This is a genomic window from Shimia haliotis (assembly GCF_900114415.1).
Lineage (GTDB): Bacteria > Pseudomonadota > Alphaproteobacteria > Rhodobacterales > Rhodobacteraceae > Shimia > Shimia haliotis.
In genome coordinates this window covers 48,207-67,653 of sequence record NZ_FOSZ01000006.1, presented here as the reverse complement: position 1 = coordinate 67,653, position 19,447 = coordinate 48,207, and the positions used below count along the sequence as shown (strand labels likewise).

General features: G+C 58.4%; 20 protein-coding genes. 7 read left to right on the top strand and 13 right to left on the bottom strand.

Going from position 1 to position 19,447, the window contains the following annotated elements; translation table 11 throughout:
* Positions 1-131: 131 nt before the first annotated feature.
* From BM069_RS14385 to BM069_RS14375, 3 genes are read right to left on the bottom strand one after another with little or no spacing between them, the layout of a single operon-like run.
* Positions 132-590 carry a GAF domain-containing protein gene (locus BM069_RS14385; RefSeq protein WP_093324967.1) on the bottom strand — a complete coding sequence of 153 codons (459 nt, stop codon included), beginning with the start codon at positions 588-590 and terminating at the stop codon, positions 132-134.
* A 3-nt stretch (positions 591-593) separates the two neighbouring features.
* The gene (locus tag BM069_RS14380) at positions 594-1,637 is read right to left on the bottom strand and encodes an alpha/beta hydrolase (RefSeq protein ID WP_093324724.1); all 1,044 of its coding nucleotides are present in this window, start codon (positions 1,635-1,637) and stop codon (positions 594-596) included.
* A gap of 60 nt (positions 1,638-1,697) precedes the next feature.
* Positions 1,698-2,870: an acetyl-CoA C-acyltransferase gene (locus BM069_RS14375; RefSeq protein ID WP_093324723.1), complete on the bottom strand. Its 1,173-nt coding sequence runs from the start codon at positions 2,868-2,870 to the stop codon at positions 1,698-1,700.
* Positions 2,871-3,051: 181 nt separating this feature from the next.
* On the opposite strand from BM069_RS14375, the gene BM069_RS14370 reads away from it, so the two are divergent.
* The 4 genes from BM069_RS14370 to BM069_RS14355 all read left to right on the top strand — a co-directional run bounded on the left by BM069_RS14370 (position 3,052) and on the right by BM069_RS14355 (position 5,929).
* Positions 3,052-3,381, top strand: coding sequence for an STAS domain-containing protein (locus BM069_RS14370; protein WP_093324722.1), 330 nt, complete (start codon positions 3,052-3,054; stop codon positions 3,379-3,381).
* Positions 3,382-3,414: 33 nt separating this feature from the next.
* Positions 3,415-3,858: an ATP-binding protein gene (locus tag BM069_RS14365; protein WP_093324720.1), complete on the top strand. Its 444-nt coding sequence runs from the start codon at positions 3,415-3,417 to the stop codon at positions 3,856-3,858.
* 105 nt (positions 3,859-3,963) lie between these two features.
* Positions 3,964-5,541, top strand: coding sequence for a gamma-glutamyltransferase family protein (locus BM069_RS14360; RefSeq protein WP_093324719.1), 1,578 nt, complete (start codon positions 3,964-3,966; stop codon positions 5,539-5,541).
* Position 5,542: 1 nt separating this feature from the next.
* Positions 5,543-5,929, top strand: coding sequence for a rhodanese-like domain-containing protein (locus BM069_RS14355; RefSeq protein WP_093324717.1), 387 nt, complete (start codon positions 5,543-5,545; stop codon positions 5,927-5,929).
* A gap of 30 nt (positions 5,930-5,959) precedes the next feature.
* Here BM069_RS14355 and hspQ read toward each other — a convergent pair whose 3' ends face one another.
* Positions 5,960-6,286 (bottom strand): heat shock protein HspQ, encoded by a 327-nt coding sequence (hspQ, locus tag BM069_RS14350; RefSeq protein ID WP_093324716.1) that lies wholly within the window; start codon positions 6,284-6,286, stop codon positions 5,960-5,962.
* Between the two features lie 84 nt (positions 6,287-6,370).
* On the opposite strand from hspQ, the gene BM069_RS14345 reads away from it, so the two are divergent.
* Positions 6,371-7,252 (top strand): AEC family transporter, encoded by an 882-nt coding sequence (locus BM069_RS14345; protein ID WP_093324714.1) that lies wholly within the window; start codon positions 6,371-6,373, stop codon positions 7,250-7,252.
* An 81-nt stretch (positions 7,253-7,333) separates the two neighbouring features.
* Positions 7,334-7,921, top strand: a complete 588-nt coding sequence (locus BM069_RS14340) for a transglycosylase SLT domain-containing protein (protein ID WP_093324713.1) — start codon at positions 7,334-7,336, stop codon at positions 7,919-7,921.
* Positions 7,922-7,939: 18 nt separating this feature from the next.
* Here the strand turns inward: BM069_RS14340 and BM069_RS14335 are convergent, their stop codons facing one another.
* From BM069_RS14335 to BM069_RS14320, 4 genes are all read right to left on the bottom strand, one after another.
* Positions 7,940-8,542 (bottom strand): LolA family protein, encoded by a 603-nt coding sequence (locus tag BM069_RS14335; protein WP_093324711.1) that lies wholly within the window; start codon positions 8,540-8,542, stop codon positions 7,940-7,942.
* 87 nt (positions 8,543-8,629) lie between these two features.
* Positions 8,630-11,575, bottom strand: coding sequence for a DNA translocase FtsK (locus tag BM069_RS14330; protein WP_093324710.1), 2,946 nt, complete (start codon positions 11,573-11,575; stop codon positions 8,630-8,632).
* A 19-nt stretch (positions 11,576-11,594) separates the two neighbouring features.
* Positions 11,595-12,773 carry an aminotransferase class I/II-fold pyridoxal phosphate-dependent enzyme gene (locus BM069_RS14325; protein WP_093324966.1) on the bottom strand — a complete coding sequence of 393 codons (1,179 nt, stop codon included), beginning with the start codon at positions 12,771-12,773 and terminating at the stop codon, positions 11,595-11,597.
* Positions 12,774-12,956: 183 nt separating this feature from the next.
* Positions 12,957-14,285: an amidase gene (locus BM069_RS14320; protein WP_093324708.1), complete on the bottom strand. Its 1,329-nt coding sequence runs from the start codon at positions 14,283-14,285 to the stop codon at positions 12,957-12,959.
* An 84-nt stretch (positions 14,286-14,369) separates the two neighbouring features.
* Here BM069_RS14320 and BM069_RS14315 point away from each other — a divergent pair, with 84 nt between their 5' ends.
* On the top strand, positions 14,370-15,584 hold the full coding sequence (locus BM069_RS14315; protein ID WP_093324707.1) for an FAD-dependent monooxygenase: 1,215 nt from the start codon (positions 14,370-14,372) through the stop codon (positions 15,582-15,584).
* A gap of 77 nt (positions 15,585-15,661) precedes the next feature.
* Here BM069_RS14315 and BM069_RS14310 read toward each other — a convergent pair whose 3' ends face one another.
* The 5 genes from BM069_RS14310 to BM069_RS14290 all read right to left on the bottom strand — a co-directional run bounded on the left by BM069_RS14310 (position 15,662) and on the right by BM069_RS14290 (position 19,383).
* On the bottom strand, positions 15,662-15,853 hold the full coding sequence (locus BM069_RS14310) for a Trm112 family protein (protein ID WP_093324705.1): 192 nt from the start codon (positions 15,851-15,853) through the stop codon (positions 15,662-15,664).
* On the bottom strand, positions 15,850-16,494 hold the full coding sequence (locus BM069_RS14305; RefSeq protein WP_093324704.1) for an LON peptidase substrate-binding domain-containing protein: 645 nt from the start codon (positions 16,492-16,494) through the stop codon (positions 15,850-15,852). The genes BM069_RS14310 and BM069_RS14305 overlap by 4 nt, the downstream gene beginning before the upstream one ends.
* Positions 16,495-16,521: 27 nt before the next feature.
* Positions 16,522-17,448, bottom strand: coding sequence for a thioredoxin family protein (locus BM069_RS14300; protein ID WP_093324702.1), 927 nt, complete (start codon positions 17,446-17,448; stop codon positions 16,522-16,524).
* A gap of 53 nt (positions 17,449-17,501) precedes the next feature.
* Complete coding sequence (locus BM069_RS14295; RefSeq protein WP_093324701.1) at positions 17,502-18,290, bottom strand: exodeoxyribonuclease III; 789 nt, start codon at positions 18,288-18,290, stop codon at positions 17,502-17,504.
* Between the two features lie 406 nt (positions 18,291-18,696).
* On the bottom strand, positions 18,697-19,383 hold the full coding sequence (locus BM069_RS14290; protein ID WP_093324699.1) for a response regulator transcription factor: 687 nt from the start codon (positions 19,381-19,383) through the stop codon (positions 18,697-18,699).
* Between the last annotated feature and the right edge of the window lie 64 nt (positions 19,384-19,447).

Here is a 19,447-nt window from a genome sequence, read left to right as displayed (position 1 = left end):
AATTTCACGTTGCGTCAGCTTCGTGAAATTTCCAAGAACTTTTTCACGACCTCTGAACATTTTTGGCCAAGGTTTCCTCTGGCCCAAAACATCCCGAGGTAAATGCGCCTATTGCGCAGAGGTGCAGCCCCCTAGGCCGCTTCCGCAAAAACGATCGTCAACAATTCGTCCAAAGCGTCCGCGTCATCCTGAGTGAAGGCATCGGGCTGATCACTGTCCAAATCAAATACGCCCAGCAAATCTCCGGTCCCGTTCACCACAGGCAGGACCAGCTCAGAACGGGTCGATGTCGCACAAGCAATGTGGCCTTCAAACGCGTCCACGTCCGCCACAAGCTGCACCTCTCCGGTACGCGCCGCCGCGCCACAGACACCACGTGCAAACGGGATCACCAAACAGCCATGCCCGCCCTGATAAGGGCCGATCTTCAAGAGCTCTGGTCCAACCACGCGATAAAAGCCGGTCCAGTCAAACCTGTCGTCCGCGTGATGCACCTCGCAAACCAGCGTCGCCATCAAGGCCACCGCATCCGTTTCCCCTTCGGTCAACGCCAACACGGTCTTTTTCAATTCGGCATAGTCCACACGCATCATCTAACGTCCTTCAAACACATCCCGCAGCCATTGGGCTGTCTTTTGTATCGCCTCATTGCCCTGCGGGATCACCTTGGTCAATGACATGAAGGCATGGATCTGCCCCGGAAAGGCCAGAAGTTCCACCTGCACGCCGGCAGCTCGCAGGTTTTCGGCATATTGGTGCGCATCATCCCACAAGGGATCGTGCCCGCCAGCGACGATCAACGCGTCAGGTTGGCTGGCATAGGTGTCGGTAAAGATCGCAGAAATGCGTGGATCCAACCGGTCCTGCGCTTTGGGAATGTACAAATCCAGATACCACGCGATCCGCGGTGCAGGCAGCAGCGGTTGATCCTTCAAGTCCATCATGGATTGGGACGTCATCCGCGCGTCCACCGCCGGATAAATCAACATCTGCGCTTTGGGCATCGGCTTACACGCCTTGGCAAGGTCATGCATCAGTACTGCCGTCAGGTTCCCGCCGGCACTATCGCCTCCGACCACAAGCTGCGTGGGGTCAACCTCCAGTTCGGTGTCCCCCTCCACCAAGGCCAAGTAACACGCAAACACATCGTCCACCGCCGCGGGAAAAACGTGTTCCGGCGCTAGACGATAGTCGAAAGAAACAACGCGCACGCCGGCCAAGTCCGCCAATCGCGCACAGAGCCCGTCGTGGCTTTCAATCGCGCCCTGCACCCAACCCCCGCCATGCAGGTACAAAAGTGTCGGGCCGACTGCGTTTGTGGACACACCGGCCGGCGTATACACCCGCGCCCGCCGGTCGCCATCTGCACCGGGCAGCATGATGTCAGTCATACCAACACTGTCCGAGCCCGGTTTTTCGAGTTTTTGCGCGGTGTCCAAAAGCTGCTGACGACTTTCTGCCACCGTTGGCATGTCGTCGATGGCCCGCATCATCGCAATAGCTTCGCTAACCGCCTGTGCCTTGGCGTCGATCACGCGTCCGGCGACAACAGTGCGCTTGCCGCGGTACAGCCATTCCACAAAAGGTTCGGGCAGGAAAATCTTCACCAGCCCGAAAAGGGTTTTCAACTTTGACACGACGCACCTCACTCAGCTTCCCGCAAGTAAGCTGCCCTGAAGGCGCGCCGCGTTCAACAGTTAGACGCGCTCAATCGCAATGGCAGTGCCTTCGCCTCCGCCAATACAAATTGCAGCCACACCGCGTTTAAGCCTGCGCTTTTCCAGCGCATTCAAAAGAGTCACCATAATCCGCGCGCCGGAGGCACCAATTGGATGGCCCAGCGCACAGGCACCGCCATTCACATTCACGATGTCACGGCTCAGCCCCATTTCATGCATGAAAGCCATCGGAACCACGGCAAAGGCCTCGTTGACCTCCCAGAGGTCGACGTCGTCTTTTGTCCAACCGATCTTCTCAAGCAGCTTCTGCGCCGCCGGCACCGGCGCTGTGGTAAACAAACCCGGTGCTTGCGCATGGCTCGCATGGCCCAAAATCCGCGCGCGCACCTGCAATCCCTGCGCCGCGGCCGCCTCTTCCGAGGCCACAACCAACGCCGCCGCGCCATCCGAGATCGACGACGCGTTTGCCGGTGTCACCGTACCGTCTTTGCGAAACGCCGGTTTCAGCTGCGGGATCTTTTCGGGTCGTGCATTCCCGGGCTGTTCGTCTTTGCCAACCACCACGTCACCTTTGCGGGTGGCGATTGTCACAGGAGCAATCTCACCGTCAAACGCACCGGTTTTCTGCGCCTCCAAAGCGTTGGACAGGGATTTCAGCGCATATTCATCCTGCGCTTCACGGGTAAACTGAAAGCTCTCGGCGCAATCTTCGGCAAAGGCCCCCATCAGGCGGCCTTTGTCATAGGCATCTTCCAGACCATCAAGGAACATATGGTCCTTGACTTCCTGATGACCGATCCGCGCGCCGCCGCGCATCTTGGGCAAAACATAGGGCGCGTTTGTCATGCTCTCCATGCCGCCCGCGATCATCACGTCCCGATCCCCCAGTGCAACAGCGTCAAACGCCATCATCGCGGCCTTCATTCCCGATCCGCACATCTTGTTCAGCGTGGTGGCGGGCACTTCTTCACCCAGACCGCCCTTAAACCCTGCCTGCCGCGCCGGAGCCTGGCCCTGACCGGCGGGCAAAACGCAGCCCATCAGCACCTCTTCTACGGTCTCGGCTTTTGCATCCGCCAAAGCCGCGCGAATCGCCGCACCGCCAAGCTCCGCCGCTTCAACGCCGTCAAAGGCGCCCTGAAATCCACCCATCGGAGTGCGTGCTGCACCTGCAATCACCACATTTTTCATCGAATTCTCCCATAAATCAGTGATTTACCCCTCATTGCGCACTGTCTGCACCACAAACCTTGCACGGATATTACAACGTTCCTGCGGTATCTTTGCTGCATCTGCAACATGTTCGCGCTCACGACTTGGTAAGGTTTATTGCGTATTTTGGGTTTCAGGCACCTGTTGCTGGGAGAAACCTATGAACCTAACAAGCAAGACGGAAGGCTCGCTGCTCATCGTGTCAGTACACGAAGCACGCATCGATGCGTCCGTCGCGATCCAATTCAAGGACCGAATGCGGGAGGAAACAGAGTCGGCCACCGGCCGGGTTGTCCTCGATTTATCCGAAGTTGATTTTATTGACTCCAGCGGGCTGGGCGCGATTGTCGCCGCCATGAAACAGCTTGGCAGCAAGCACCGGCTGGATCTTTCGGGGTTGAACGAAAATGTCGACAAGGTGTTTCGGCTGACCCGTATGGATACCGTTTTCGCAATCCATCCAACCTTGGAGGTGGCGCTGGCGTCGTAACGGCGATCAGCTCAGACAAAGGAAACCGGGGACGTGATCTCAACAAATCCCGACATCCATATCGAGCTTGAAGGCACGCCCGAAGAGGTGCGCCTCGCACTGGAAACACTGCGCACACGTCTGACCGAACGCCCGTTGGAAGCCTGCAACGCAGGTACGCTGGAAATTGTTCTGGCCGAAGTTCTCAACAATGTCGTTGAACACGCCCTTGCGGGTCGTTCTGATGGTTTGATCGCGCTGACTGGTAACTATGACAAATGCTGTTGGCACCTGAAGGTGCGCGACAACGGAGCACGTATGCCCGAGGACCAGATCCCAGCCGGCCATGCGCCACAGGTGGAAACCGAACTGATGGACCTGCCCGAAGGTGGCTTTGGCTGGATGATGGTGCGCACACTCGCATGCGACATCAACTACGACCGCGCGGCGGACGGTTGGAACGTACTGACTTTTGCCCTGCCAGACGACAAACCCTGATCATTGCCCGACGGGGTCACCGGCTCCGCAGAGCGACGCACCACTTGAACAATCGTTCATTCTACCGCAATCTCGCCGCATCACGTTTCAATACAAAGGTGCTGCATGCGCGACTTCCAACTTCCCGGGCGTTCGCCCGTCATGTCTTCCAACGGCATGTGCGCCACATCACACCCTTTGGCGGCGCAGGCTGCGCTCGACATTCTGAAGGCCGGCGGATCCGCAATGGACGCCGCGATCGCAGGCGCTGTCCTTCTCGGCATTTGCGAACCGCAGTCTACTGGCATTGGCGGCGATTGCTTTGCACTTGTTTCGACGCCAGACAGCAATGAAGTCCACGCTTTCAACGGCTCAGGCCGCGCGCCCGCCGCCACCACCGCCGCGCGCTTGCGCGACATGGGGCACACCGCTGTGCCAGTCTTTGACGTGGAAGCCGTCACCATCCCCGGTGCAATCGACGGTTTTTGCCAGCTGTCGGAGAAATTCGGCAAGCTCGGCATCGCCGACAGCTTGGCCCCTGCCATTCATTACGCGGACGCGGGCGTGCCCGTCGCGCCGCGCGCGGGGTTTGACTGGGATATCAACGGTCGCACGCTGCAGGGGCACGGCCGCACGCATTTTATGAACGGCGACAAAGCTTACGCCACCGGCCAGCTTTTCAAAGCGCAGGGTCAGGCCGAAGTTCTGCGCCGCGTCGCCAAACAAGGCCGCGATGCCTTTTACACCGGTGAAATCGCCGAAGACATGGTTGCCACGCTCAACGCTTTGGGCGGTGTTCACACGATGGAAGATTTCGCCAACTGTGTTGGCAACGAAACGTCCCCCGTGAGCGGTATGTACAAGGATGTGGAACTGATCGAGCACCCGCCCAACGGTCAGGGGGCAATTGCGATCCTGTTGCTCAACATCCTCAAACACTTCGACATTGCGGGCATGGATCCCTTTGGCGCCGAACGTGCTCACATCGAAGCCGAAGCCGCCAAACTGGCCTATGATGCGCGCGACCGCTTCATCGCCGACCCCAACGCCACAAGCCGGCTTGATCACCTTCTGTCCGAAGACACCGCTGCCAAACTTGCGACGCTGATCAACCCGACCAAAGCGATGGCCCATCCCGCCAAGCTCACCGAGGCCGTCCACAAAGACACCGTCTATATCACCGTGGTCGACAAAGACCGCATGGCGGTGTCGCTGATCTACTCGATCTTCCACGCCTTTGGCTCTGGCATCGCCTCCGAGAAATTCGGCATCCTCATGCAGAACCGCGGCGGCGGCTTCACCCTGCAAGACGGCCACCCCAACGAACTTGGCCCCAACAAGCGCCCGATGCACACCATCATCCCAGGCATGACCCGCCGCAACGGTCGCATCGAAATGCCTTTTGGCGTGATGGGCGGCCACTACCAACCCAACGGCCACGCCCGTGTTCTCACCAATATCGAAGACTTCGGTTTGGACCCGCAGGAAGCTCTGGATGCGCCCCGCTCTTTCGCCGAAGACGGTGTACTCAAAGTGGAACGCGGCTACTCGGACGCGGTGCGTCAGGAACTCGCCGATCTGGGTCACACTGTCGAAATCCCAGTCGGTCCACTCGGAGGCGCACAGGCGATCCGCATCCATCCCGACGGGTATCTCGTCGGGGCCTCAGACCCACGCAAAGACGGCGCGGCGATTGGATACTGATATGGCAATCACACCGGTAAATACCCTCGTGGCGCAAGCCAAAGAACAAATCACCAGCCTGTTACAGGAAGAGGCCGAAACCATGGTGGCCGAGGGCAAAGCGCTTTTGGTCGACATCCGCGATCCACGCGAATTGGCGCGCGAAGGCCGGATCAAAGACGCGTTTCACGCCCCGCGCGGCATGCTGGAATTCTGGTTCGACCCCGAAAGCCCTTACCACAAACCCGCACTGGCAACCGACAAAACGCTGATTCTTTTTTGCGCAAGCGCTTGGCGCAGCGCACTCTCGGCAAAAGCTCTGCAAGACATGGGAGCCGCCAACGTGGCCGAGATGGAGGGTGGCTTCTCAGGTTGGAAAAAGCGAGGCGCGCCAATCGAATCCGACTGACGCGCCCTCAAATCCCTCACCAATTGGCGATCAATTCATGTTGTAGTGCAGCGGATAAACGCCATCTTCCATCGGCCCAAACATTTCTGGCAGGTCGGGATGGCTGACGGGTTCACCGGAATAGTCCGCAATCAGGTTCTGCTCGGAGACATAAGCCACATAGTAGCTCTGATCATTCTCGGCCAGCAGGTGGTAAAACGGCTGGTCTTTTACAGGCCGGCTCTCTTCCGGAATGTTCTCATACCATTCGTCTGTGTTGGAAAACTCGGGGTCCACATCAAACACAACGCCCCGAAAGGGGTGCTTGCGGTGGCGGACGACTTGCCCGAGATAATATTTTGCGCGTGTTCTAAGCATGTATTGAAGCCCCTACCCCCTAAAGTTAGACCCTTCTAGAGGGAAAAGTCCAACTTTTGCCACATTTCAGCGAGGAAACAGTCTGTGAACGCAATCTTAACAGTCCTTGAGATCGTGGCCCCCGTCTTCTTGGTTGGCGGGGTTGGATTCGCTTGGGTGAAGGCGGGTTTTGAATATAGAATTCAATTCGTTACGCGCTTGGCTATGACGCTCGCGGTACCCTGTCTGATCTTCACCGCATTGATGAAAACAGAGGCCGATCTGGCCACTTTGGGCACGCTCGCGGTTGCAGGAAGCCTCGGATATTTTGTCATTGGGCTCGCCGCCTGGGTGATTTTGCGCCTCGCGGGACTGGATATGCGCACCTATCTGGCCCCCTTTATTTTTGGCAACACCGGCAATCTCGGCATTCCTCTTTGCTTTTTCGCCTTCGGTCAGGTCGGCCTTGAGGCGGCGGTGGTCATGCTCGCGGTCTCCGCCATCTGGTCCTTCACCATTGGCATCTGGATGGTCGCAGGCAAAGGGTCTGGTGGCAAAATCCTAAAGGAGCCGATGATTGCAGCGACGCTTCTGGGGGCGCTTTTCCTCTGGCAGGGATGGGAAACGCCACGTTTTCTGACCAACACACTTGATCTGATCGGGCAAATGGCGATTCCCCTTATGCTGATCACTCTGGGCGTTGCGGTTGCTCGGCTCACACCAGGGCGGATCACCACGGCGCTTTGGCTCTCGGTGGTCAAACTTGCAATCTGCACCGCCGTGGGGTGGGCCGTGGGCACTGCATTTGGCCTGACCGGCGCGATCTTTGGTGTTTTGGTCTTGGAATTGGCCACGCCCGTGGCTGTCACCGCATACCTTTTGGCAGAAAAATACGAAGCCGACAGCAACGCAGTCGCGGGCTACGTCATGGTATCGACCCTGACCTGTGTGATCGGTTTACCGCTTATCCTCGGGTTTCTTCTTTAAACCGACCTAATTGTGATTTCACCTCTCGCGCCAAATCGCGTAAACTATCGCAAAATAACAAACAAACATAGCGTGAGGCAGATGAGCAGGTTCCTTATCGCGTTGATGGTCGTCCTTTTTGTGGCGTCCTGTGGTGGCGGCGACAAAAAGCCACCAAGAAACCTTGAGAACGCATGTTCGATTCTCAAGGAAAAGAAACACTTTGCCAAGGCGTTCAAAAGAACACAGCGCAAATGGGGTGTACCGGTGAACGTGCAGATGGCTGTTCTCTACCAAGAGAGCAAATTCATCTCCAATGCCCGCACACCGCATAAATATGTGCTGGGCGTGTTGCCAATGGGCCGCCAATCCTCGGCCTACGGGTATGCGCAGGCGCTGGACGGCACGTGGGACCAATACCGCAAAGAGACCCGCAACCGCGGCGCCAAGCGTGACGACATCCGCGACGCGTCCGATTTCATGGGCTGGTATTTCAACAAATCGCGCGACCGTAACGGCGTGGCCCTTTCAGACGCCCGCGGTCAGTATCTGAACTATCACGAAGGTCATACCGGCTACGCCCGCGGCACCTACAAGAACAAATCTTGGCTGCTGCGCGTCGCCGATGACGTAAACGCGCGATCGGCCCGCTACGGTGAACAACTGCGCAAATGTGCCCGTGTCTGGTAATCGCAGGCGGTGCGAACTCTAGTTCGCGCCGCGCCGTTCCCGATCGATATCAAAAATCCGGTTCCTAAGCGGTACGTCGGCTTTTGTGTCGCCTAGGATAACTGTGGTTTGTCCACCGGCGCTGTCGTTGATAACCCACTGCCGCAGCTCGACCGGTTCCGCCGTAAACTTCAATTGGATATTTCCGATCTCGGGGTTTTCGGGATCTTGCGCCGTGACAATGGTCGCGGTGCCGTCAAAGTCATGACCCACCACCATGTTCGCCTGCCCAAGGTTCACATCCTTCGCCAGAATGATCGACAAGGGCGTGCGTTTTAAAGGATAGACCTCAGGTGGCTGGTTCGACCGACCGTCAAAGATCGCCACAGAATTGTTGGAGGTCAGTACAAGCGCCTTCTCCGGCGGGTTGTATTCGAACCGCATTTTGCCGGGCCGCTTGATATACAGCGTGCCGGTCTGCACCGATCCATCGTCAGAAATCTGGGTAAAATCCGCCTGCACTGTCGACATACCGTTGAGATACTCCGACAGGGCATTCAGCGAAATCTGCTCAGCCTGAGCAGGCACAGCCACCAAAGCGGCCAAAACGGCGGGAGCGACAAAGCTATTCAACGTTTTCATATCCTTAAACTAAGTGACCGCCGCCAGGATTTCAGCCCCTGACGGCGGTCACAATACTGTGTCAGCAACCCATTGCCTATGCGGGCTTTATTGCTCGGGCACCAAAATCTCGCGTTTTCCGACATGGTTGGCCGCGCTGACCAATCCTTCGTCTTCCATCTGCTCCACCAAACGGGCGGCCTTGTTATACCCGATCGCCAGTTTGCGCTGGATATAGGAGGTCGAACATTTGCGATCCTTGATCACAATCGCCACCGCCTGATCATAAAGCGCATCTTCGCCATTGGTGTTGCCGCCGGTGTTCAACCCCAGAACCGCGTCGATGTTGCCGGCCTTTTCATCATCCGGCCCTTCAACGACACCACCGATATAGCTTGGCGGACCAAAGCTCTTGAGGTGGTTCACGATCTCTTCGACCTCTTCATCGCTTACGAACGGACCATGACAACGGGTAATCTTTGCGCCGCCCGCCATATAAAGCATGTCGCCCATGCCCAGCAGTTGCTCAGCACCCATCTCACCAAGAATGGTGCGGCTGTCGATCTTGCTGGTCACTTGGAACGAAATCCGCGTCGGGAAGTTCGCTTTGATGGTGCCGGTGATCACATCCACCGACGGACGCTGCGTGGCCATAATCAGGTGAATACCCGAGGCCCGCGCCATCTGTGCCAGACGCTGAATACAGGCCTCAATCTCTTTGCCAGCCACCATCATCAGGTCGGCCATCTCGTCCACAATCACGACGATATAGGGCATTTTCTCCGGGGTCATTTCCTCGGTCTCAAACACCGGTTCGCCCGTGTCATCGTCAAAGCCCGTTTGCACGGTGCGCGAGAATGTCTCGCCCTTCGCCAACGCATCGGCAACGCGGCTGTTGTAGCCGTCGATGTTGCGCACGCCCATCTTGGACATCTTGCGATAGCGCTCTTCCATCTCGCCCACGACCCACTTCAGCGCGACAACCGCCTTTTTCGGGTCCGTCACAACAGGGGACAGCAGGTGCGGAATGCCATCATAGACCGACAGTTCCAGCATCTTGGGATCGATCATGATCAACCGGCAATCTTCCGGCGTCAGGCGATATAGCAACGACAGGATCATCGTGTTGATCGCCACCGACTTACCGGAGCCGGTTGTACCGGCGATCAGCAGGTGAGGCATCTTGGCAAGGTTGGCAACAACCGGATCGCCGCCGATATCTTTGCCCAGCGCCAACGGCAGCTTCATATTGCTGTCGCCAAAATCACGCGCGCTCAGGATTTCACGCAGTACAACTTTCTCGCGGTTCTCATTGGGCAATTCGATCCCGATCACAGACCGCCCCGGCACCGTGGACACGCGCGCGGACAAAGCACTCATGGATCGCGCAATATCATCCGCCAGACCAATCACACGGCTCGCCTTAAGACCCGGAGCGGGCTCAAGCTCATACATCGTGACAACCGGACCAGGGCGCACAGAGACAATCTCGCCTTTGACGCCATAGTCATCCAGCACCACTTCCAGCATCCGCGCGTTTTCTTCCAACGCTTCGTCCGAAAGATGATGACGCGAAATCGTCATCGGATTTTCCAAGAGGTTGAGCGGCGGAAGCTCGTACTCGATGTGGTTTTCTTCAAACGCCAGCGACGGCTGCGCTTCAGCCTTGGCCCGTGTTGACGGCTGCACCGGTTTGTTCTGGCGCGGCTGGACAACCTTCTTCGGCTCTGGGATCGGCACCGCCTGCGGCTCATAGGCCACCGGTTCTTCCCAATGGTCGTCCTCAACAAAAATCTCGTCCGCGACCGGCGCAGGCGGCACCGGTGCCACTGCTGTCGGAGCAGCCATGCTGGCCGACAAAATCGGTTCTGCGCGCACGCCAAGCCCACCGGTCAACGGCGGCTCCATCGGATGCGCGGCTTGCGGCATCGCTTGCGGCTGCGGATCTGTGTCCAGAACCAACGGATCCGGTCCACGCCCGCGCCCCTTGGTGAGAGGCTTGTCGGTGTACAGATCGGGATGCAATTCGGGATGCAAATCAGGCGGAGACACCGCCTCACCACGACGGGCGCGGTTGCGCATCACGTCGGCAATCTTGGATTTGATCCGTTCCTCTCCGCCCGGCGCATCTTCGATGTCCTGCGAAAAGATGTTTTCAACCAGTTCAGGCTCCGGCATCGGAGCCGGCGCCGCATCGGCACGTTTGATCAGAGAAGGCATCCGCAGACGCGGCTTGGAGAACGGCGCAACCTCTTCGATGGTCGCCTCGTCGTCCTCTTCGATCACCGCATCGTTCCATCCGTCTGCGGCCGCCTGCACGACGCGCGCCTCGGCCGCCTCGCGCCGTTCCTGCCGCTTGACCTGCATGGTTTTTGCCGCCTGCGACGCGCCGGCAACGGCACCGCTGGCACCACGTCCCAACAAGGTCATCAGCTTGTCATAGGTCAGCACAAGCCCAACGGCGACACGACGGGCAAACCCCTGAAGCTCGCTCTTGGTAAATCCGAGCGTAAACAGAGCCATCGCCACAAATGCGACACCCGTGATCAAAGACAGCACCTTGACGCCTGTCTGGGCTCCGATCGGCAGAACGGTCAGAAGAAATCCGGTCACTGTATCGCCAAACAATCCGCCCAGACCAAAGTCATGCGCCCAACTGTCGGCCGGTGCCATGGTCGATCCGTAAATCGCGCCTAAGGCCAACATGATCGGTGCGAAAATAATCCGGCTCTGCAAGCGCTCCTCGCCGATATGCAGTGCCAAACGGACACCCCAAACGGTCAAAACCGCGGCGACGCCCCAGCTGGCAAACCCGATGATCACAAACAAACCGGCGGCAATCGACGCCCCGATCCAGCCCATCCAGTTCTGTACAGGCGCATCAGTCACCGACAGGAAACTCGGGTCCGTCGGCGTGTAGGACACGATCATCGCCCCCGCCATCAGTCCAAGCGCGATCAGCACAAAACCAATCAGCTCTTTGCCTCGTTTTTCCACCGCGGCCTGTGTTGCACTGTCCAAAAGCGGGCCTCGTCCACGCGCCTGATATGCCATCTCGTTACCGTCCTCGTTTTTATCCGTAGATACAGGCGCGCAGTTTCATCAGCGCATCCCGTACCTCGTCTTTTGGGGCCACCAAGGCGACCCGAATAAATTTTTTGCCGGGGTTATACCCTTCAGCATCGCGGCTCAGATAGGCGCCGGGCAACACCCGAACACCGGTCTCTGTCCACAGCTTCACCGCGGCCTCTTCGCCGTCGTCCACCGGCAGCCACAGAAAAAATCCGGCCTGCGGGCTCGTATACCCCGGCACATCGCTCAGAACCTCATCTGCCACATCGAACTTCTCGGCATAAAGGCGGCGGTTCTCTTCCACATGCGCCTCATCGGCCCAGACCTTCGCCGCCGCGCGCTGCAATGGCAGCGGCAACGGCGCACCGGAATAGTTACGCAGCTGACGAATGCGGCGGATGCTCTCCGGCCCGCCCGCGACAAAACCTGACCGCAATCCCGGCAAGTTTGATCGTTTCGACAGCGAATGGAATATCAGAACCCGTTCCGGATCCGCGCCCATCTTGTCCGCAACCTGCAAGGCCCCCGTTGGCGGCGTGTCACGGTAAATCTCACTGTAACATTCATCCGCGAAAATTTTGAAATCATGGACTTCGGCCAGCGCAATCAGATCCCGCCAATATGCCTCATCCGCAACCGCGCCTTGCGGATTTGCAGGAGAACAAACATAGGCAATCGCCACGCGATCCAACACGTCTTTATCCAAAGCTGCAAAATCGGGCAAATGCCCGCTGGCCTCGGTCGCAGGCACAAACCGCGCCTCAGCGCCGACTGATGCCGCCGCCACCGCATAGACCTGATAAAACGGGTTCGGCGTCAGAATGATCGGCTGCGCGCCATTTTTTGTCTCAGGGCACAGCGCCATCGCCGCATTATAAAGCCCCTCACGCGTGCCGTTCAGAGCCATAATCTGCGCCGACGGAACACCGACGCCGTACCGACGCGCGATCCATTCCGAAATCGCCTGCAACAGCTCCGGCGTACCTTCGTTGGTCGGATATTTGTTAAACTCCGCAGCATTCGCGGCAATCTCGTCCATAACCCAGCTTGGAAAGGCATGTTTGGGTTCACCGATGGTCATATGCACAACGGGACCACCTGGTTCCAGGTGATCCAACAACGCCCGCAGGCGCGGAAACGCATAGGCCGGTAGGTTCGAAAACCGCTCGGGAAACATCATATTCATACTGCCTCAGGTTCGGGATCATTGCGCCCCGTTTGCACCCAAGTTACCCAATGCAAATCCGCCAGTCCACTAAAATGCCGCGACTTCCGCCACTTGTGGCCTCCGCGCCACCCGTCTTTCTTGCGGAAAACTGACTAAACTTCTTCTTTCCGGCAAAAATGCCCCCTGAGGGGGCTTTTATTGCAACACCGCCTCTGTCGCTGCCGCCAAACGCAGCAATCGCTCTTCGGACATAGGCGCGCCCAACAACATGATGCCACAACTGGGAATACCGGTCGGCAAGCTCACACATGCGCTCCCCATCAGGTTCCCGATCCGCGTGTTGCGCAAAGCCATCAGGTTTTCTGTGACATAATATTCCTGATCCGACATCAACCGCACCGCGTCCGGCGGTAAAATCGGCGAGGTCGGCAACAACACCGCGTCAAATCCTGCAATCCGCGCCGTCCAGCGCACCCGATGCTCCTCCAGAGCCTGCCACGCATCCACATAATCCGGCCCCGAGAACGACTGCCCTGCACGGAACCGTTCCAGAATCTGGTCAAACATCAAATCAGGCGCGGCCTCGATCTCGTCACGCCACTCGCCGTAAGCCTCAGACGTGAAAAGCGGCCCCGTCAGCTCCATCGCGCGTGCCACTTCGCCCGCTTTCAAGAATTCCAGAGTGGCGCCCGCTTGCTGCATCCGGTGCAACGCCTTTTCAAACCCCGCCATCGGGGCTTCGCGCACCCCGTCCAGTGCCACGGTCTCAAGCACCGCAAACCGCTTACCTTCTAGCGTCGCCCCTTGCAGGTCCGCGGGCGTGCCGCCTTCAAGAATGGCAAGCAACAACGCCGCGTCTTCCACCGTTCGGCACAATGGCCCCACCGTGTCAAAGGTCCGGCACAGCGGCACCACTCCGTCGTTTGACAGACGCCCCGACGTGGTCTTCAGCCCCACCAGATCATTCCATGCGGACGGTATGCGCACCGACCCTCCAGTGTCCGACCCGATCCCAGCCGCCGCCAAACCAAAGGCCACAGACGCCCCCGCGCCAGAGGACGACCCGCCGGGCACTGCCTTGGGATCGTTCACGCAAGGCGGCGTTGCCGTCATTGGGTTAAGTCCCAGCCCTGAAAACGCCAGCTCGCTCATATGCGTCTTGCCAAGGCACACAAGCCCCGCAGCGGTCGCATTGCGCAACACCTCCGCATCGCGCCCGGGCACCCTGTCCTTCAGCAACAGAGACCCTGCCTCGGTCGCAACTCCGGCAGTGTCAAACAGGTCTTTCCAACTGACCGGTACCCCATCCAGCACCGACAATCGCTCGCCGGCACGCGCGCGCTCGGCCGCGGCCTCAGCCTCAGCCATGGCACGCTCCCGCGTCACACGCGCATAAATCCGGTCCTTGTGATCGCTGCTGTCAATCGCTCCCAAAAACGCCTGCGTCAGCGCCACAGGATCAATCGATCCGTCGCCAATCCCGCGCCCCAAATCCGCCGCGCTCATTTCCAGCCAATGCAACATGTTGCGTCCCCGTATTTCCGCTCAGCAGACGGTAGCGGCGCAATCGCACATGGACAATCCCGAACCGTCCCCCATATTGGCCTCATGAGCTTTGACACCGATATCCTCATCGCCGGTGGCGGCCTCAACGGCCCCGCCCTCGCCCTCGCCCTTAGCCGCGCAGGCTTCTCCGTGACCGTGGTAGACGCCCGCCCCGCCACGATCCGTGCAGGCGACAATTTCGACGGCCGCGGCTATGCACTGGCCTTGGCCTCAAAACGCCTTCTGGACAAGATCGGCATCTGGCAATCTGTTGCGACCAATGCCCAGCCTATGCTGGATGTCAAAGTTTCCGATGGCCGCGCAGGCGAAGGTCCATCGCCATTTTTTCTGCACTTTGATCACAGCGATCTCGAGGAAGGCCCCATGGGATACATGCTCGAAGACCGCTTCCTCTTCCGAGCCTTCCTCGCCGCGATGGAAGCCGACGAAGCCATCACCCTGATCCCCGAAACCGGCGTCACCGACCAGGCCATTGACGCATCCGGCGTCACTGTCACGCTCTCGGATGGCACCACCCGACGCGCCCGCCTTCTTGTGGGCTGCGACGGCCGCCAATCCGGTGTTGCCCAACGGGCCGGCATCAAACGCACCGGCTGGGCCTATGGTCAAACAGCGCTTGTCTGCGCCATTGCCCACGAAAAACCGCACAACGGTGTCGCCCATCAATTCTTCATGCCCCCGGGCCCGCTGGCGATCCTGCCCTTACCGGGCAACATGTCCTCGATTGTCTGGTCCGAGACCGATGAAAACGCCGCGCGCATCAATGCCCTCCCAGACGAGGACTATCTCGCCGTCCTGCGCCCGCGCTTTGGTGATTTCCTAGGGGAAATCACCCTCGCCGGCGCTCGCTTCACCTATCCGTTGAATCTGACCGTAGCGAACCACTTCGTGACCAACCGCGTGGCGCTTGTCGGTGATGCGGCGCACGGAATGCACCCGATTGCGGGCCAGGGCCTCAACGCCGGTCTGCGCGACGTGGCCGCCCTCGCTCAAATCCTGACCGAGGCCAAGGCGCGCGGTGAAGACATCGCCGCCATTCAGGTTCTGGAGCGCTATCAGGAATGGCGGCGCTTTGACACGCATGCGCTGGTGGCCGCCACCGACCTCACCAACAAGTTGTTTTCAAACGACAACCCGCTTCTCCGCATGGGACGCGACATCGGAATGGGGCTTGTCGGCAAAGTCCCCGCCCTGCGCCGCACTTTTATGCGCGAGGCCGCAGGCCTGACTGGCGAGCTGCCTGAGCTGATGCGCTGATCCCGCATCTTCCTATTGCCAAAAATACCTCGGGGTGAATTGGCCGCAGGCCAAGGATGGCTGGCCCCCTTCCCTCATCAATCCAGCGTACGCGCCTCATCCACAAGCATCACCGGAATGCCATTGCGGATCGGAAAAGCCAGCCCCGCGCCGCGCGAAACCAATTCCTGTTTCTCGGCGTCATATTCCAACGTCGCCCGCGTTTCGGGGCACACCAGAGCTTCCAGCATGCGTCGGTCAAACCCCGGCTCGATCACGTTTTCCATCATTGTATCAAATCCTCTGAACCACCGCCGCGCAGCGCAAATTCCAACAGAGTCACCAAGGTTTCCCGCCGCGTGCTCAAACTTGGCGCCTCAAGCAAGGCCTGCTTGTCCTCAGCGCCAAAATCCAAAAGCATCGACAAGGAATTGATCAGCAACTCATCATCCGCATCCTTGAGGGTTTCCCAGTCGGTCTGCAACTGCAACTGCTCGAAATATCGTTGCAAAAGCGCCAGAAATGCCGGCCGCGCAAAGGCTTCGTCATGTTCCGTCTGCCCCAGATCGCGGTCAAACCCCGTCCAATCAACGTTGCACCGCCGATAAGGCGTGAAACCATCCACCTCCGCCAAAATCCGGTACCGCGACACGCCGGTAAGCGTGATCAAATAACGATTGTCCTCGGTTTCCGTAAATTGCGTGATCCGCCCGGCACAACCAATCACCTGAAGCCCCGGCCCTTCGCGGCCCGGCACCTCATTGGGCTGCACCATGCCGATCATCCGCTCCGGCGTTTTTAACACATCATCCAGCATCGCAAGATAACGCGGCTCGAAAATATGTAGGGGCAAACGCGATCGCGGCAGCAACAACGCCCCCGGAAGAGGGAAAACCGCGATCGTGTTTGGAAGATCCGCCGCCTTGATCATGGCGCCAGCCTACTCCGCTTTTGCCAATCAGGCAAAGATCAACGAACTCAACTTGCGCCGACCGTTCAGAACCACCGCATCATTGGCTGGCAGAGCCTCAAAAATCGTGAAAAGCTGCGCCTTCGCGGCACCATCGTTCCACTCGCGGTCGCGCCGGAACAGTTCCAGCAATTCATCCACCGCCGCTTCGACCTCACCCGCGCCATGCAAAGCCTGTGCGAGATCAAGTCGCGCTTGATGATCGCTCGGGTCCGCCTCAACCGCTGCCCGCAGCTCGGCGACAGGGCCGGCATTTTCTGCCTGCCGCGCCAGTGCCAGCTGCGCATGCGCGGCTTCAACTTCGGGCGCATCGGCAAAGGCTGCCGGCGCTCCGTTCAGCACAGCTTCCGCCTGATCCAGCGCGCCCAACGCAATGTTTGCACGTGCCAAACCAGCAAAGGCCGCAACGCTTTCGGTGTCCTGCTCCAGAATGGCGGCAAAGGTTTCCGCAGCATCCTGTGCGTCACCGGCCTCAAGCATCTCTTCCGCCGCGGCCAACGCACCTTCCAAACCATCGTCAGGCATCGCACCGCCACCGGCTTCTACGACCTTGGCCACAAAGGCCTCGATCTCGCTCTGCGGCAGGGCTCCTTGGAAACCATCAATCGGCTGACCTTGGAAAAAGGCATAGACCGTTGGGATCGACTGCACGCGCATCTGCCCGGCAATGCCTTGGTTTTCATCGACGTTGATTTTCGCCATCTTCACGGCGCCGCCAGCCGCTGTGACCGCCGCCTCAAGCGCGGGGCCGAGGGTTTTACATGGGCCACACCATGGCGCCCAGAAATCCACGATCACCGGCACAGTCATCGACGCGTCCACCACGTCAGCCATGAAAGTTGCCTCAGAGACGTCTTTGATCAGATCGCTGTCGGCCGGCGCCGTTGCACCGTTGCCTTGTCCAAGTTCAAGCATTGGGGTCGTCCTTTATATGCGTTGGCCTCTATATGAGGCCAAGCGCGACAAATTCAAAGGTCAAAGGTGGCAAACACCGGAGCGTGATCGCTTGGCTTTTCCCAGCCTCGCGCCGCCCGCAAAACCCGGCTGCCATGCGCGGCGTTTGAAATGTCGCCTGTCGCCCAAACGTGATCCAGCCGCCGCCCTTTGTCCGCCGCATCCCAATCGCGCGCGCGGTAGCTCCACCAACTATACAGACGCCCCTCAGGGATGTCCTGTCGCGTCACATCCACCCAATCGCCCGCCTCTTGGGTTTGTGCCAGATGCTCCACCTCGGTTGGCGTGTGGCTCACGATTTTCAAAAGCTTCTTGTGGTCCCAGACATCGTCCTCGCGGGGCGCGATGTTCAGGTCTCCCACCAGAACCGATTTCTGCGGCTTTTCTTTGTGGAACCAGTCCCGCATGTCCGTCAGGTAATCCAGCTTCTGTCCGAACTTTTCGTTCTTTTCCCGATCCGGAATGTCGCCGCCCGCGGGCACATAGAAATTATGGATGGTCACGCCGTTCTCAAGCTTGCCCGCGATGTGACGCGCATGATCGAGATCGGCAAAATCTTCGCTGCCCGCTTCGACCATCGGAATCTTCGACAGGATAGCGACACCGTTGTACCCCTTCTGCCCACGCGCGACCATGTGGGTATATCCCAATGCCGCAAAGCCCTCAGTGGGGATCTTGTCCACCGGACTTTTGCACTCCTGCAAACAAAGCACATCCGGCGCTTCTTCCTGCAAAAGCTTCAGTACAATCGGCTCCCGCAGCCGCACCGAATTGATGTTCCAAGTGGCAAGAGTAAAGGACATATGCAGGGTCTCCGGATCAAATCTGCCCGCACCCTACCTTCGGCCCACCGGCATTGCCAATGCGATTTCCTGCGTATTTGCAGCGTGAACAAAAAAGGGCCCGAGCCAAAGCCCGGGCCAGTCCAACAGGGAGGTCTATGTCATAACCCGGACATAGGCGGGAACATTTTCAACACCCACTCTAAAGATGTAGTTCAAATGCGTCTTTGATCGAGGTCAACAAAACCTGACCCAAAAAAAGGACCCGAGCCGAAGCCCGGGTCAGTCCAACAGGGAGGTCATGTCATTGCCCGGACATGAGCGGGTGTTCTCACAACATTCATATAGGTAGAGTGTTGCAGAATTCCTTCTACTTCGATGTCGAATAATTAGAATTCGCATCAAAGCGGCGAATTTCCGCCAAAACTCATGCCACCAAGCGGTAACCCCCGCTTTCCGTAACCAACAACCGCGCATTGCTGGGATCCGGTTCGATTTTCTGGCGCAAACGGTAAATGTGGGTCTCCAGCGTGTGTGTCGTCACACCCGCGTTATACCCCCAAACCTCGTGCAACAGCACATCCCGTGCCACCACGCCATCTGTCGAGCGATAGAGATACTTCAAGATATTGGTCTCTTTCTCGGTGAGGCGAATCTTGCGCTCATCCTCAGTGATCAACATCTTCATCGCAGGCTTGAACGTATACGGCCCAAGCACAAACACAGCATCTTCGCTTTGTTCATGCTGGCGCAACTGCGCCCGGATACGCGCCAAAAGCACAGGAAACTTGAACGGCTTGGTCACATAGTCATTCGCGCCGGAATCCAGACCAAGAATGGTGTCCGCATCGCTGTCATGCCCAGTCAACATCAACACAGGGCTCTTGACCCCCTGCTTGCGCATCAAGCGGCAAAGCTCGCGCCCGTCGGTGTCCGGCAGTCCCACATCCAGAATGATGATGTCATAAAGACCTTCCTTGACGCGGCTCATCGCTTCGGACCCGTTGCCAGCTTCGAAGACGTCAAAATCCTCAGTCATAATCAGCTGCTCCGACAGAGCCTCGCGCAGATCCTCATCATCATCCACCAGCAGGATTTTCTTCAACTGTGCCATCCGTGTCCTCCACGTTTCACTTCGTATCAATTTCTGTTCACGACATGGATACGTAGGAAAGCCA